The organism is Collimonas arenae, from assembly GCF_000786695.1.
GTDB lineage: Bacteria > Pseudomonadota > Gammaproteobacteria > Burkholderiales > Burkholderiaceae_D > Collimonas > Collimonas arenae_A.
Map to the genome: position 1 here is coordinate 2,568,868 of NZ_CP009962.1, position 14,324 is coordinate 2,583,191.

Here is a 14,324-nt window from a genome sequence, read left to right on the forward strand (position 1 = left end):
TTAGCTGGTAGTGCGTCAGTAGTGATGGTTTAATAAAGGAATAATATGAGTAAGACAACATTTCTGGGCTTCGAACAACCGATCGCCGAGCTGGATGCCAAAATCGAAGAGCTGCGTTTCGTCCAGGACGATTCCGCCGTCGATATTTCGGAAGAAATCGACCGTTTGTCGAAAAAAAGCCAGCAACTGACCAAAGATATCTACGCCAAGTTGACTCCGTGGCAGGTTTCGCAGATTTCGCGCCATCCGCAACGTCCATACACGATGGACTATGTGAACGAAATTTTTACCGATTTTCATGAGCTGCACGGCGACCGCAGTTATGCAGATGACCTGTCTATCATCGGCGGCCTTGCGCGTTTCAACGGCCAGGCTTGCATGGTGATCGGCCATCAAAAGGGTCGCGATACCAAAGAGCGCGCCTTGCGCAATTTCGGCATGCCGAAACCTGAGGGTTATCGCAAGGCCTTGCGCCTGATGAAAGTCGCGGAAAAATTCGGCTTGCCGATTTTCACCTTTGTTGATACCCCTGGCGCTTTCCCCGGCATCGATGCGGAAGAGCGCGGCCAGTCGGAAGCGATCGGCCATAACCTGTACGCCATGGCGGAATTGAAGGTGCCGCTGATCGCCACCATCATCGGTGAAGGCGGTTCCGGCGGCGCGCTGGCGATTGCGGTTGGCGATGCGGTCTTGATGTTGCAATACGCAACTTATTCGGTGATTTCGCCAGAAGGCTGTGCGTCGATTTTGTGGAAAACCGCCGAGCGTGCGGCTGATGCGGCCGATGCATTGGGCCTGACCGCGCACCGTCTGAAAGCAGTTGGCTTGATCGACAAGATTGTCAGCGAGCCTTTGGGCGGCGCCCATCGCGATCCGAAACAGATGGCGTCGCTGTTGAAGCGCGCACTGGCCGATACCTTGCGCCAGTTCCAAGGCGTCAAAACCAAGGATTTGCTGCATGCACGCCATGAAAAGCTGATGAGCTACGGTAAATTCAAGGAAGTGCTGGCTGCTGAATAATTCTCGTGTCGAATCTTCATGCATCAAGTATCTACGCGTACTTAGAAAATACACTGGCGGCGCTGGCAGTCACGCGCGCTGCCGGTGATCCCCAAGTTCCAGCCAGACTGGCGATTGCCTACAGCGGCGGCCTCGATTCCAGCGTCCTGCTGCACGCGGCAGCAAGTTACGCCATTGCGCATGGCGTCAAGCTGCTGGCTTTTCATATCCATCACGGCATCAGTCCCAACGCGGATCAATGGCAGGCGCATTGCGCCGAGACTTGCGCGCGGCTGGGCGTTGAGTTCCATGCACAAACCATTGCGCTGCATGACAGCGATAAAAACGGCGTAGAAGAAGCTGCCCGAATTGGCCGTTACGCGGCGCTTGGCGCTTTGTGCCGCCAGCATCAAATTCCTTTGTTGTTGACTGCGCATCATCTGGATGACCAGGCGGAAACCGTGCTGCTGCAATTGTTGCGCGGCTCCGGCGCGGCTGGCTTGTCCGGTATGGATAGCTGGAATACAGCGCCGACCTTGCTTGGTGATGCCACCTTGCTGATGGTGCGTCCGCTGCTGAAAGTCTCGCGCGCGGCGATGGAAGAATATGCCGCTGCACAGCAGCTGGCTTATGTCGACGATGAATCGAATCACGATCCTCGCTATGCCCGCAATGCCTTGCGCCAGCAAGTGATGCCAGTGCTGGCGCAATATTTTCCCGGTTTTCAAGAGCGTTTCTCGCGCAGCGCCGGGCACATGCAGACCACGCAAAAATTGCTGGTTTCGCTGGCGGCGCAAGACATGGCCCTGTGCGCCGACGGCGCTTGTCTCGATATGGATCGCCTGCGCCAACTCAACTCGGAGCGTATCGATAACCTGTTGCGCTACTGGTTCGGCCTGCATCATCTGCGCATGCCTTCCAGCGCCTGGTTGAGTGAAATGCGCCAGCAATTGCTGGAGGCGAAAGCCGACGCCCAACTGTGCGTGACCCATCCCGATTGCCATATCCGGCGTCATCGCAACCGCGTATTCCTGACGCCGCGCGACGATACCGATCGCTCTGAAATCGAGCCGCAGGATTTTCGCTGGAGCGGCGAAACTGAAATCGCCTTTCCCGCATTTGGCGGCATCATGCATTTTGAGCCGGCGGAGCAGGGCGTTGCAGCCGAATGGCTGCGCGAGCAAGCCTTGCAAATCCAATATCGCGCTGGCGGAGAAAAGCTCAAGCTGGCCTTCAACCGGCCCACCAAGGCGTTGAAATATCATTATCAAGCCTTTGACGTACCGCCCTGGGAGCGTGAACGGCTGCCCTTGGTGCGTAGCGGCAAGCAAATCGTGTTTGCATCCGGTGTTGGTTTTGATTGCCATGTGCTGGCGGTTGAACCCGGTTCGCACATTAGCTTGCGTTGGGAATCGAATATATTGCCCTTGAGTCAAGATATTCGGTTTGACGCATAGACGCTATCTGGAATTCTTGCCGGTAACGCACTTGTCATAATGGGCTGTAGCGGGTACATTAAAGGGTTGATTTTTTATTTTTCCTGCACTACGCCCGTTACTAGCACCCACCAAAAATCCCTATGGCTTTAATCGTCCACAAATACGGCGGCACTTCGATGGGCTCGACCGAGCGCATCAAGAATGTCGCCAAACGCGTCGCCAAATGGCATGACGCCGGCCACCAAATCGTCGTGGTGCCTTCCGCGATGTCCGGTGAAACTAACCGCCTCCTGGGCTTGGCAAAGGAAATTAGCGCACAGCCTGATCCGCGCGAACTTGACATGCTGGCATCAACCGGCGAGCAGGCTTCGGTCGCGTTGCTGGCAATGGCGCTGCAAGCCATCGGCAAGCAAGCGGTCTCCTACGCCGGCTGGCAAGTCGCGATCAAGACCGATTCGGCCCATACCAAGGCGCGCATCCGTTCGATTGACGACGCCAAAGTACGGCAAGACCTGGATGCCGGCAAAGTCGTGATCATCACCGGCTTCCAAGGCGTCGACGAGGCCGGCAATATCACCACGCTCGGTCGTGGTGGTTCCGATACGTCGGCGGTGGCGGTTGCCGCGGCATTGAAAGCTGCCGAGTGCCTGATCTACACCGACGTTGACGGCGTCTATACCACCGACCCGCGCGTTGTATCCGACGCGCGCCGCCTGAACACGGTGACGTTTGAAGAAATGCTGGAAATGGCGTCGCTGGGCTCGAAAGTGCTGCAGATTCGTTCAGTCGAATTCGCCGGCAACTACAAGATGCCTACCCGCGTGCTGTCGTCGCTGACCGACCCTTTAATGCCGCTGGAAGAAGAAGCAGTTTCCGGCACCCTGATTTCGTTTGAGGAAGATACCAAGATGGAACAAGCCACCATTACCGGCATCGCGTTTAATCGCGACGAAACCAAGATTACCGTGCTGGGCGTGCCTGACCGCCCTGGTATCGCCTATCAGATTCTGGGCGCAGTCGCCGACGCCAATATCGAAGTCGACATGATTATCCAGAATCAGTCGGTCGACGGTAAAACCGACTTCACATTCACCGTGCCGCGCGGCGAGTACGCCAAAGCGATGGACGTGCTCAACGAGAAGGTGAAGGCCAGTATCGGTGCAGCCAGCATCACCGGCGACGCCAAGGTCTCCAAGGTATCGGTGGTCGGCGTGGGCATGCGCAGTCATGTCGGCATCGCATCGCAAATGTTCCGTACTTTGTCGGAAGAGGGCATCAATATCCAGATGATCTCGACCTCCGAAATCAAGATCTCGGTCCTGATCGATGAAAAGTACATGGAACTGGCAGTGCGCGCTCTGCATAAGGCTTTTGGACTGGAAAGCGCTTAAATCGTGTGAGCCTCTCAAAACCATGTCGAGCGGCCTGAGGTGGGGGTGCACGTCAGGGGGCGCACATCAGGTTTTTAGAGGTATTAAAAAAATTTTCAAAAAAAGCTGTTAATTTGGCATAGCGTTATTGACCGATGCCCTATGAAAAGTTATTATTCGTGTCCTTAACGCGGCGTTACTAAAAGCCGTTTAAGCTTGGAGGCGTGGCCGAGTGGTCGAAGGCACTTCCCTGCTAAGGAAGCATATGGGCTTAAACCTGTATCGTGGGTTCGACTCCCACCGCCTCCTCCAAGATTAGTGATAACCCCTTGATTTCGTAATGGAATCAAGGGGTTTTTCATTTCTACTATCAAATTAACGGAGAATTGTCCTTCTTCCTCAGGCCACATGCGCAAGCATGTGATTTTTGAGCGTTGCAATAATGCCAAATTGCAGTTGGTTGGTTTTTAGAAAATATTGCTTAATTGCATTAAATTCATCGGCGTTTGAATCGCACCAATGCGTGAGATGCGCTGATATGAGAAATCATGCGGCTCCGTCTTCAGCGCTCTCGGCACATTGATTAATTGCAGATCGAACTTTGCACTCGCCGAACAAAATTCATAGCGCCAGGAATTCACCGCAATTGCAGTAAGGTCCGTCCCTCTGGCTCGAAGTGGGTGCCGAAACGAACCAATCCACGCTTGCGCAGATGGCAGGTCATCAAATAACTGATAACCATGCCCGGATCGGCCGGCAGTACGTCGATCTCGATACCTTTGATGCGCGGTTCGTAAATCAACAGCGTCGCTTCCATTTCTTTCTTGAGCTGATGTGCAGATGCCGGCAGATTGCGGTAGACATTGGTCAGGTCCGGCAAACCAAAATCCGGCAAATGCTTGAGCGAGCCGGCCCGGGTATTGAGAATGCGCCGCAGGTTTTCCATGACGCTGAGGATTTCCAGCGTCTTGTCGTCGTAGGCATTCAGCGGAATATCGCCTATGTGCCCTAGCAACTTATCGTATAGCGAAGGTCCGGTTGACATATACAGTTCTCCGCTTAATCGCTATTGTCGGATGCGGCTACGGCTGCTGTTTGGGCAATGGCCGGAGCGTTGTCGTTCGGCAGAAATTCCACGACCAGATTGCCTTCTGCCGATTGCGTCAAACGTACCTCGTTCGGCATGCCGCCAGCTGCCAGCCTCACCAGCAGTTCGCGCGCCACCACCGGCAGGATCTGCTGATTCAGCAAGCTGTCGATGTTGCGTGCCCCCGATTCACGTAGCAGGCAGGCTTGCGCCAGTGCGTCAACCAGGCTTTCATCGCATGTCAGCTGAATGCCATATTGACGATGCAGACGGGCGCCGATAGCGTCGAGCTTGATCCGCAAGATATTGGACAGGGCATCCGCCTGCAGCGGACGGTAGAGAATCGGCTGGAAGCGCGCCAGCAAAGCCGGCTGAAAGTGGTTTGACAGAATCGGGTGCACCACCTCCATCAATTGCGCCGTGGAGATGGCGGGGTCGCCGCCTGTCATATCCATGATTTCCTGACTACCCAGGTTGGAAGTCATCAGAATCACGCAATTGCAGAAATTGATTTCACGTCCCTCGCCGTCGCGCATGGTGCCGCGATCAAACACCTGGTAAAACATCTCCAGCACATCGCGATGCGCCTTTTCCACTTCATCCAGCAACACCACGCTGTAAGGGCGCTGCCGGACCGCTTCGGTCAACACGCCACCTCGGCCATAACCGACGTAACCCGGCGGCGATCCCTTCAGCTGCGATACCGTATGCGCTTCCTGGTATTCCGACATGTTAATGGTGGTCAGCGCAGCCTCGCCGCCGAATAGCAGATCGGCTAATGCCAAAGCGGTCTCAGTCTTGCCGACGCCTGACGGCCCTGCCAGCAGAAATACGCCCAATGGCGAATGTTCGTTCTTCAAGCCCGCCTTGGCCGTGCGCAGGCTGCTGGCCAGTGCCGCCAATGCCTCGTTCTGGGCAACCACTCGGCTCGATAAGGTCTGCTCAAGGGAAAGCAGGCCTATCAGCTCGTCTTCCACCAGATTGCCGACCGGTACGCCAGTCCATTCCGCCACCACGCGGGCAACGGCCTGCGCATCCACATCAACAAACACCATGGACGTCTTTCCTTGTGCTTCGGTCAGGGCAAGTTGTGCTGCATCCAGCGTCTTTCGTGCAGCTTCACGCGCTTCATGATCTTCGGCGCTGGCGGCTTCCTGGAATTGAGTACGCCGCTCCTGCAATGTTTTTACCAGGGCCAGCTCATGCTCATAACGTTGTTGCAATTGCTCAAATGCGTTGCGTGCCTCGGTAATCGTGTTTTGCAAGGCCTCATGCCGCTCCTGCAGGCCGGTAATACCGGCCTCCTGATCAGCAGCGAGCTTGCCGATCTCCAGTTCCAGCGCACTTACTTGAGCGCGAGCGCGTTCAAGTTCGGCGGGCGGTGATTCCAATCCCATTTTTACCCGGGCAGCCGCGGTGTCGATCAGGTCGACTGCCTTGTCGGGCAACTGCCGCCCGGTCAGGTAGCGGCGCGACAGCTTGACGGCCGCCGTCAGCGCCTCATCGCGGATATGCACGTTGTGATATGTCGCATAACGTTTCGCCAGGCCGCGCAGCATCAGGGTGGCGTTGGCGTCGTCCGGTTCGTCTACCTTGATCACCTGGAAGCGCCGTTCCAGTGCCGCATCGCGTTCGAAGTATTCCTTGTACTCGGACCAGGTAGTCGCCGCGATCGTACGCAATTCGCCGCGCGCCAGTGCCGGCTTCAGCAGATTGGCCGCATCGGCGCCGCCGGCAGCGTTGCCTGCGCCAATCAGCGTATGGGCTTCGTCAATAAACAGCAGAATCGGCACCGGCGATTGCTGCACCTCATCGATCACATTCTTCAGGCGCTGCTCGAACTCGCCTTTGACTCCGGCGCCGGCCTGCAACAGTCCCAGATCCAGTGTCAGGATACGTACCTCGCGGATCACGGTCGGCACAGTACCTTCCGCCACACGCAACGCCAAGCCTTCCACAAGTGCGGTCTTGCCAACCCCCGGTTCGCCGACCAGGATCGGATTATTCTTGCGACGCCGTGCCAGCACGTCGACCATTTGCTGGATTTCGCGATCGCGGCCGAACACCGGATCGATCTCGCCGCGGCCGGCTTTCGCCGTCAGGTCGATGGCAAAGCGTGCGAGCGCTTCGCCACCTGTTGCCGCGGCATTGCCAGCAGCCTTGGGCGGTTTAGTGTTTTGAGTTGCGTTTTGATTCGATGCGGCGGGAGAGGGCGGGTTAGCGGCAGGGTCAGTTGCCGCAGGCAAGCTGTCATCGGCTTCGTCAACTTGCGACTCGACGGACCGCGCATCCAGCACGTTGCCGAGCCGCTGAATCTGCGCCGAAGTCATGCTGATAAGCGGCCACGCATCCGTGGCGCGCAAACTGTGGGGTGCATCGACCAGCGCCGCCAGTATATGTGCAGAGCGAATCGTGCGCGCATCGTCCGACATCGATGCCGCCAGCCAGGCACGCTGCAACACATCCATCAAGGTATGGGACAGCGCTGGCTTGCCGCGCATGTCATGGGGGAGGCGCTCCAGCGAAGTCAGTAACGCATTCCATACCTGATCGATATCAATCTCGTAATGACGCAAAATCGTTGGAATATCGCCGTTGCCCGGTTCGATTAACTTCAATAACCAATGCTCCAGCGTGATTTCACCGTGCGCACGCGCATGGCACAAGTTGGCTGCAGCTTCCAGCGCGCTGGCGCATTGCGGATTGAGCTTGCGGAGTAGATGGGTGGAATCGCGTAGGGTCATAGTAGTCCTAAGTAAAGTAATTGGTGCATTAGTGCGGTACGGTAGCCGGGCTGCCCTCAGGCCGGGTCATCAAGCGTCAGGCCGAAGCATGCAGCCTAGTTTCACTGCTGGCGGGTCGCACTACAAATTGCGAACGTCTCTCGGAAAGACCTCCAAGGCCGTTATCTCAGCATCGCTGTTATCGCTTGGATCTGGAAAAAAGCTAATAAACCTCAACATTCAATGATCATTTGAGAATATTTCTTTAATAATATTTTCTGGTAATCGACACTTTATTTTTAAAGTTTTAATTATTTTTTGAATATCATTATTTAAATTTATATCACCATTACCGTCAATTCTCACAGAATAGTCAGCTCCAAAAACTAAATAGGTGAAACATGTTCCTCCGGCAGCATGGAAGCCAGCGCTATCCGAAATTCCACAAGATGCCGAACCGGAAATAGAGGTGAAATCTTTTTTATACTCAATTTTTGCCATCCCTGAATCCATGCTGCCACCTTTAATCCAGTTATTATCAATTACAAAAAAACCACTTTCACGAAGTGCATCTTTGGGAGATAAGTGCAAAACGCATATGCTAGCTGTGAATTTTGATTTTTTATAATCTACATTTTTACCAACAAGCATACAATTCTCATCTACTGGATCTCTAAGAGTTTTCCATATTTTTGGTATTGCAATAGCGTAAAAATTGATGTATTCAAGGTTTTTATATTCTTTCGCAACAAGCAAGGGATTTAATGTGGAAAAAAGAAGTATAAAAATAAAATTCTTAGTTATTATATTTTTCATTTTTTTTGAGTAGTAAAATTTAAAGAATAAACTTCCTTAAATATTTCTCTAAAAGCTATAACCCTTTCTTTGCTTTTGTTGCAAAGACTAGTAATCATCCATTTTTCTTCATTAATCCAAAGAGCATCGACACAAAAATCTTTATTTTTTTCTTTAAAGAATGTGTTTGTAACTAATATTCCTTTAATTGATTCATTAAAAGCTATCTTTGAATTTTTTTCGTAGGAAGGCGTTAGCGAGTGCCAGTTTTTATTTTCATAAACAAAAGTGCCGAAATACAAAGGATAGCCACTAGATTCTTTGATATCCTGCAGCATCATTTGGTTATTAAAATCAATTTTCGCTGTTTGATTGTGATATTTTAAATATATATAAAAGGGACAAGCATTATAACGATCATTGTCTATTCTATTCTTCAATGAACTTTCCAAAATACGATTAGCTGTAACAACCAATTGCGAATTTTTAGGGAACGAAAATCCACAAATTTCACGTAAATTTGATTTTTCATCTATTCGTATTTTTGACTGAGCATTTGAGGGTTCAGCAAAAAAAAGACTAGTAATACCAAGCATTAATATCAACTTATCGAACATCACGTTGCTCCACTTTAAAATTAATTGGAGTTAATTCAACGCCAATAGATCACTTACATTCTGAAAGTGAAGAATATCCACGGTGAAAATATTTTATATTAATGCGGCAACAAAAATTTATCGGAAATTGATTTTAGAAATTGATTAATTATTCCCATTCGCAAGGAAAAGCATTTGCGAATATCTTTGCAACCTTGATTTTCCCCTAGAAAAAATTGTATAGCTATTGTCTTATGATTATTTGTTAAAACAATTGCATAACACTGTCCTCCATAATTCGACGAAATAGAGTTTTTTGTTATTCCACAAAGCGGGAAGGCTTCGAAGCCATACCAATTTCTAAAGGAAATTTTTTTAACATTTTCAGTTATTGAATTCAGGTGAATTTCTCCATCCCCCGTCTTAAAATAGAGTGGAGATGTCGCATCGATTTGAGCACATGTCTGTAAATCTGAAAAGCAAAGAGTTCCAAAATCCTCGCTATTACCCATTATGGATTTTTTCATGTTAAATGAAATATTATAAATAATGGGATTTTCATTTCTTACTAAATCTGATGTTGCTGATGAATAAAATATTTGTGAATATTTTAAATTAAAGTCTTTTATGGAGTAATTTGCCAATGATTCTTTGGCAATCGTAAAACTGCTTACAGACAATAGAAAAAGTAGAATTAGTATTTTCACAATGCGTCTCTTAATATTTAAAAAATATTTTATGAACGATAAATCCTATTATTCCAAGCACCTTCTGTACCATTAATTTTTCTTGTCACGGCGCGTACACTTTCTCACTTATAGGTTTGTTGCTGGGTTCCGATATTTTTACTGATCGGCTAAATTCATGGAATTTGCCCCAATATCTCTTGAGCGCAGCAGCATTATTTTTATATATAGACTCACCTCTACTCATGAGAGATAAAATATTATTGTTCCATATAAAAAATGCTTTATAACATTGAGCACCAATCGCGTGAAATCCAGCGCTATCCGAAGTAGGGCAAGATACAACGCCTTCTATAATTTCAATATCATTGACAGAAAAACTCTGTACCAGAGTATTGCCGCTCATACTGCCAGCAATAATCCACTGTCCAGTTTTTTCATCTCTCATCAGTCCCGCGACATTTTTAATATCAGAATCTTCTCGATAAATTGATAAAATCGGATCGACATTTTTATTTTTACCTTTGACGTAAAAATCAATCCCATCAAGATCATTTTTTTGGGGAAGCCACTCTTGAGGATATGTGAACGAAAATACCCCGACATCAACCTGTTTGACAGTAGCAGCTTGAACAGGGATGAATAGATAAAAAAGAATGAATAAAAAATATAAAACCGTGGAATTTTGTTTTATGTAAAAATTCATTGCCATCTTATTTGTCTAGTAAAATTTTAGTGATTTGGGTTGTGTGTGTTTTTACGCTCAAACAAATCATTTATAGACGAAGAACCACCAAAACAAGAGTCGCTTCCCAATGCCAATTATTTGTAATAATAATATTATATAAATTTTAGTATTTTTTAAATTGATTCCATAAATTAATTAATTCCTTTTTGGAGAGGATTTGTTTTTTGTGACATTATTTTTCTCAACTAAGTTTCCATATAAAAAATTATCGTGCTCAAGAGAAATAAATGCCACTTGGCAAGTAGAATTGGCGCGATAAACGGGACCATTTTCAGTATCGCAATCTACATCTGCGCTATATCCTTTACCAATTTTGGTCTTGAACTCCTGCATCGGGTAATACGACATACCCGTTGTAACGACGAGACCTGACTTTGGTTCATCATCTCTTCGGCCACTCTCCGAAATATCAAGATAAGGAACTATCCCTTGATCTCTTACGTCGGCCATATTGGAGTAAACACAAAATTGACCAATAAATTCTTTTTCATCCTTGGAGAAAATATCAAAACATTCACCGCTGCCGTTTGTTAGTGTTTTTTTTGCCACAAATTTTGGCGGTATTAAAAAAACTAGATGTGATTTTTCTATTCGTATTTCCGATTGCGAATAAGCAATAGTACTTACGAAAAAAAAGATTAAGCTCATTTTTTTTAAAATCTTTACATGCGTCTTCATATGTATGGCATTGCTGGCTTTATCCTATTCGGTCGGTGATTCACAGATCAGGCCGCGTAGTTTTTTACGTGCCACTTCGTTGTTCTGCAAGTAGGGGGCTAGGCTATCGTGTGTTTCGCCTGGATTTTTGGCTCTAGCCTTTTCTACTTTCGCCAGCACATCGAGAATCGCTTTGATGTCGCATATGCCATCATTGGCAAATACGCTGTCACCTTCACTGATTTTCGTCCATCCCATAAATTGACAGATTTCTCTTTCGACAGTTTATTTTTAGTCCGGTCCGATGACTCTGCCGAAGCCGTTCATTTGGAAGTCACATCCTCTGCGTCTTCAATAAATTCAATACTGTACAAAATTTTTAAAAGATAAGGTAGAACATTACTCTTGGGGATGTTCAATCGCATGATGGACGTACTACCACACACCGCTTTAGGTGGCTGCGCAACACAAAAATACATATCTTGATATTCATCTCTATTCGTAACAGCGATAAATCTTTGACTGTTTGAGTAAATGAGTTTTGCTTTTAAAAATCTTCGAGGTTCACTTTCTATAGCCTCTATGATTCTAGGCATCCACATGTGCTTTTTTTCATCATATTTAGCCCAGTCTTGAATTTTATTTTTGTGAATGTCGTAACAAGTTAAAGGAAATCCGATTTCATCAGGAACAAACCTCTCGGCAGATGAAGGCAATATTTTTGCTTCATATAGAATAGTAAATTTTCCATCTAATCGCCCGGGGCCAGTATTTCCCGATAGGCGACCATCATATGGGTCAGTCAATTTAATTCGGCAGCCTCCAAATTCTTCACTACGTAATTCTCTCGGAGTTTTGTGTGTGAGATCACTATCAGCATAGACAGTTTGATAAAAATTAAACAACCCAAATAATAAAATCATCTTAAGATAAGTCATTTTTCCCGCCTTGGTTCATGTCCTTCTGGGTAATCCAGTTCCAACACGCCATTCACATTTGGGAAGCGCATGTCTGTTAATACTGCCAATGCCTGTGCCCAAGGTACACAACGATCAATAAAGCCATTTAATCGATGATCATATGGTTGATTAATTACGCCCGGCAAATTAACACTAGCCGATGCCTTCCAGAATGCCTCGCTACGGTAATAAATTTTTTCACCAGATGAAGTGGGTATTTTGCAACGTTCAATATTAATGGTTCCATCGGCATAGCGTGCCATACTGATCCAAGCCCAATAAACACCAGCACTATCAGCAGCATCACTAGAATTTTCCATATCTGGATTGTTCGTTCCGACTAATTCTCGCCACTCTTTCATCTGCGTTGTCACCCCTGACACGCTATCAGTCAAGAAACTGTTTTCCCGTTTTTTTTCAGCCGCCCCTTGTGCCATTTTGAGTTTGTTCTCAATAATTACATCTATTTTTCTCCCCCGAAATTTCCAGTAGGTAATGTAATTGTAGATATGTGTCAATTGCAAAAAACCGCGACCATCCCAAGGGTAATACCACGCTGCCTTATTGTTTTCATGCAGCTTGCTCCACCATTGAGTTTCTTGTATCGAATTGCCAAAAAAAGCCGCCATGCGATAAGGCGTATTTATGCCGTATTTGCGAAAAGTTTTGTTAAGCGGAATTCGGTGAATAGTAAAAACAGGATTGGTTTTTTCATCTGCGTTCGGTTTTGGTACAGCTTCCCATGCCGCTTTTCCTCCCATTCCTCGTAGCACCATCTTGGGCAGGAATTGTTTAAATTCTTTTTCACTCAACCACCTACACGTTCTAAACTGCTCAATAAACGCCAGCGGATGGAAATGCCATATTTTGGTAGGCAATCCGGTCTTGTCCCAGAACTGGAATTTTTCGACGAAATCCAGAAATTTCTTGTAGCCATCTGGATTGCCGTCGTAATGTTCGCCTGGCTTGAGTAATCTTGCGTAGCGTGTGGCATTACCTGCTTTATCCCACTCGGTCGGTGATTCACAGATCAGGCCGCGTAGTTTTTTACGCGTCACTTCGTTGTTCTGCAAGTAGGGGGCCAGGCTATCGTGTGTTTCGCCCGGATTTTTGGCTCCGGCCTTTTCCGCTTCCGCCAGCACATCGAGAATCGCTTTGATGTCGCATATGCCGTCGTTGGCAAATACGCTGTCGCCTTCACTGATTTTCGTCCATCCCATAAACGACGGAAAATCGGCATCGGAGAGTTTGAGAATGTTTGCTGCACTCAGATCGACATACCCCAATTTGCCGGGGGCATAGACAATGGGCTGCCAATTGACAGACTGCTCTTTCGACAGTTTATCTTTATCCGGTCCGATGACTCTGCCGAAGCGCAGCAGTTCATATCCGGCGCTGGGGCAGGCGGGATAACGATCGGTAGCCGTTTTATATAAATTGTATTCATAGTCCGACTCCACATAGCCGGACTGGACATCCTGATAGGGAATAAGCGTAGGCGTTTTATCCTTGCCTTCGTCTTGCCAGACGGTCGTGGTTTTACTGCCTTTGTCATAGCTTACCCGTACAAACAGACGCTTTTCTGTCGAGCCGGTTGCCGTATGGGTTTTATCGTAGAGCCTGCCGCCAGCCGGAATCACGAAATAGCAATCGCCCCACAACTCCGCATCGCCATCGGTGCTGACGGTTTCTTTGCCAAGTTGGGTATGGTTAAAATAAGCGTTGAAGTCGTCATTGACCATGAAGATTTCAAAATGAATCATCGTGTGGCCATACATCTTGCCGCAATAACCGAGAATGTCTTTCCGGTACACCTTGGTCTTCCCATCGGCAACAATGTCGGCAGATCCCGGCTGTCGCAGCAGAGGAATCATTACGCTTCTGCTCTTGTCTTTTTCATGGCCGATATCTTTTGTATTGGCTAAATGCATGTAGAGCGAATAGAAGGTTATCGGCCGGCCATTGCCTGTTTCTGTTTCGTGCTTGAGAAGCACAAAACCGTTATCTTGACCTTCTTCCACTGCTGTCCCCGCCAGGCGATAAGCCACCACCGTGCCGTCGGCAATCGCACGCACTGGCTGACCGATAGTCTGCGGATGCAAGTGAATGCCACCGTGCCAGCTCCGTTGATAGCTTAGTGGATAGGTACCGTGCACGGATTCGCAGTCATCGAGCTTAGCGACTTCTGCCAATGCGGCAAGCTCGTATCCGGTGACGGCATTCGGTTCTGGCAGAAAGGGAAAACTGATCAGCATGGGGATAGCC

Annotated in this window: 13 protein-coding genes and 1 tRNA gene; 4 read left to right on the forward strand and 10 right to left on the reverse strand. The window is 48.3% G+C overall.

The window, feature by feature from the left end; translation table 11 throughout:
• Nucleotides 1–45 precede the first annotated feature (45 nt).
• The 4 genes from LT85_RS11435 (at nucleotide 46) to LT85_RS11450 (ending at nucleotide 4,120) form a co-directional block, all read left to right on the forward strand.
• Nucleotides 46–1,020 carry an acetyl-CoA carboxylase carboxyltransferase subunit alpha gene (locus LT85_RS11435; protein WP_038488777.1) on the forward strand — a complete coding sequence of 325 codons (975 nt, stop codon included), beginning with the start codon at nucleotides 46–48 and terminating at the stop codon, nucleotides 1,018–1,020.
• 5 nt (nucleotides 1,021–1,025) lie between these two features.
• Entirely contained in the window at nucleotides 1,026–2,456 is a 1,431-nt protein-coding gene (tilS, locus tag LT85_RS11440) for a tRNA lysidine(34) synthetase TilS (protein WP_038488780.1), read from the forward strand.
• Nucleotides 2,457–2,578: 122 nt separating this feature from the next.
• Nucleotides 2,579–3,829, forward strand: coding sequence for an aspartate kinase (locus LT85_RS11445; RefSeq protein WP_038488783.1), 1,251 nt, complete (start codon nucleotides 2,579–2,581; stop codon nucleotides 3,827–3,829).
• Nucleotides 3,830–4,026: 197 nt separating this feature from the next.
• Nucleotides 4,027–4,120: transfer RNA gene (locus LT85_RS11450), tRNA-Ser, on the forward strand.
• A 325-nt stretch (nucleotides 4,121–4,445) separates the two neighbouring features.
• Here the strand turns inward: LT85_RS11450 and tssE are convergent.
• The 10 genes from tssE to LT85_RS11495 all read right to left on the reverse strand — a co-directional run bounded on the left by tssE (nucleotide 4,446) and on the right by LT85_RS11495 (nucleotide 14,314).
• The gene (gene tssE, locus LT85_RS11455; RefSeq protein WP_038488786.1) at nucleotides 4,446–4,853 is read right to left on the reverse strand and encodes a type VI secretion system baseplate subunit TssE; all 408 of its coding nucleotides are present in this window, start codon (nucleotides 4,851–4,853) and stop codon (nucleotides 4,446–4,448) included.
• A 14-nt stretch (nucleotides 4,854–4,867) separates the two neighbouring features.
• The gene (tssH, locus tag LT85_RS11460; protein WP_038488789.1) at nucleotides 4,868–7,639 is read right to left on the reverse strand and encodes a type VI secretion system ATPase TssH; all 2,772 of its coding nucleotides are present in this window, start codon (nucleotides 7,637–7,639) and stop codon (nucleotides 4,868–4,870) included.
• Between the two features lie 219 nt (nucleotides 7,640–7,858).
• Entirely contained in the window at nucleotides 7,859–8,434 is a 576-nt protein-coding gene (locus tag LT85_RS11465) for a hypothetical protein (RefSeq protein WP_038488792.1), read from the reverse strand.
• Nucleotides 8,431–9,030, reverse strand: coding sequence for a hypothetical protein (locus tag LT85_RS11470; protein ID WP_038488795.1), 600 nt, complete (start codon nucleotides 9,028–9,030; stop codon nucleotides 8,431–8,433). Before LT85_RS11470 ends, LT85_RS11465 begins: the two co-directional genes overlap by 4 nt.
• 98 nt (nucleotides 9,031–9,128) lie before the next feature.
• Nucleotides 9,129–9,716 (reverse strand): hypothetical protein, encoded by a 588-nt coding sequence (locus LT85_RS26550; RefSeq protein ID WP_156117497.1) that lies wholly within the window; start codon nucleotides 9,714–9,716, stop codon nucleotides 9,129–9,131.
• 85 nt (nucleotides 9,717–9,801) lie between these two features.
• Nucleotides 9,802–10,407 (reverse strand): hypothetical protein, encoded by a 606-nt coding sequence (locus tag LT85_RS11475; RefSeq protein ID WP_038488798.1) that lies wholly within the window; start codon nucleotides 10,405–10,407, stop codon nucleotides 9,802–9,804.
• Nucleotides 10,408–10,578: 171 nt separating this feature from the next.
• A complete protein-coding gene (locus LT85_RS11480) occupies nucleotides 10,579–11,121 on the reverse strand; it encodes a hypothetical protein (protein WP_038488802.1) in 543 nt (180 codons plus the stop codon).
• Between the two features lie 24 nt (nucleotides 11,122–11,145).
• Nucleotides 11,146–11,358, reverse strand: coding sequence for a hypothetical protein (locus LT85_RS11485; RefSeq protein WP_038488807.1), 213 nt, complete (start codon nucleotides 11,356–11,358; stop codon nucleotides 11,146–11,148).
• Nucleotides 11,359–11,423: 65 nt separating this feature from the next.
• A complete protein-coding gene (locus tag LT85_RS11490; protein WP_038488810.1) occupies nucleotides 11,424–12,038 on the reverse strand; it encodes a hypothetical protein in 615 nt (204 codons plus the stop codon).
• Nucleotides 12,035–14,314 (reverse strand): M23 family metallopeptidase, encoded by a 2,280-nt coding sequence (locus LT85_RS11495; RefSeq protein ID WP_052135091.1) that lies wholly within the window; start codon nucleotides 14,312–14,314, stop codon nucleotides 12,035–12,037. The genes LT85_RS11490 and LT85_RS11495 overlap by 4 nt, the downstream gene beginning before the upstream one ends.
• Nucleotides 14,315–14,324 lie beyond the last annotated feature (10 nt).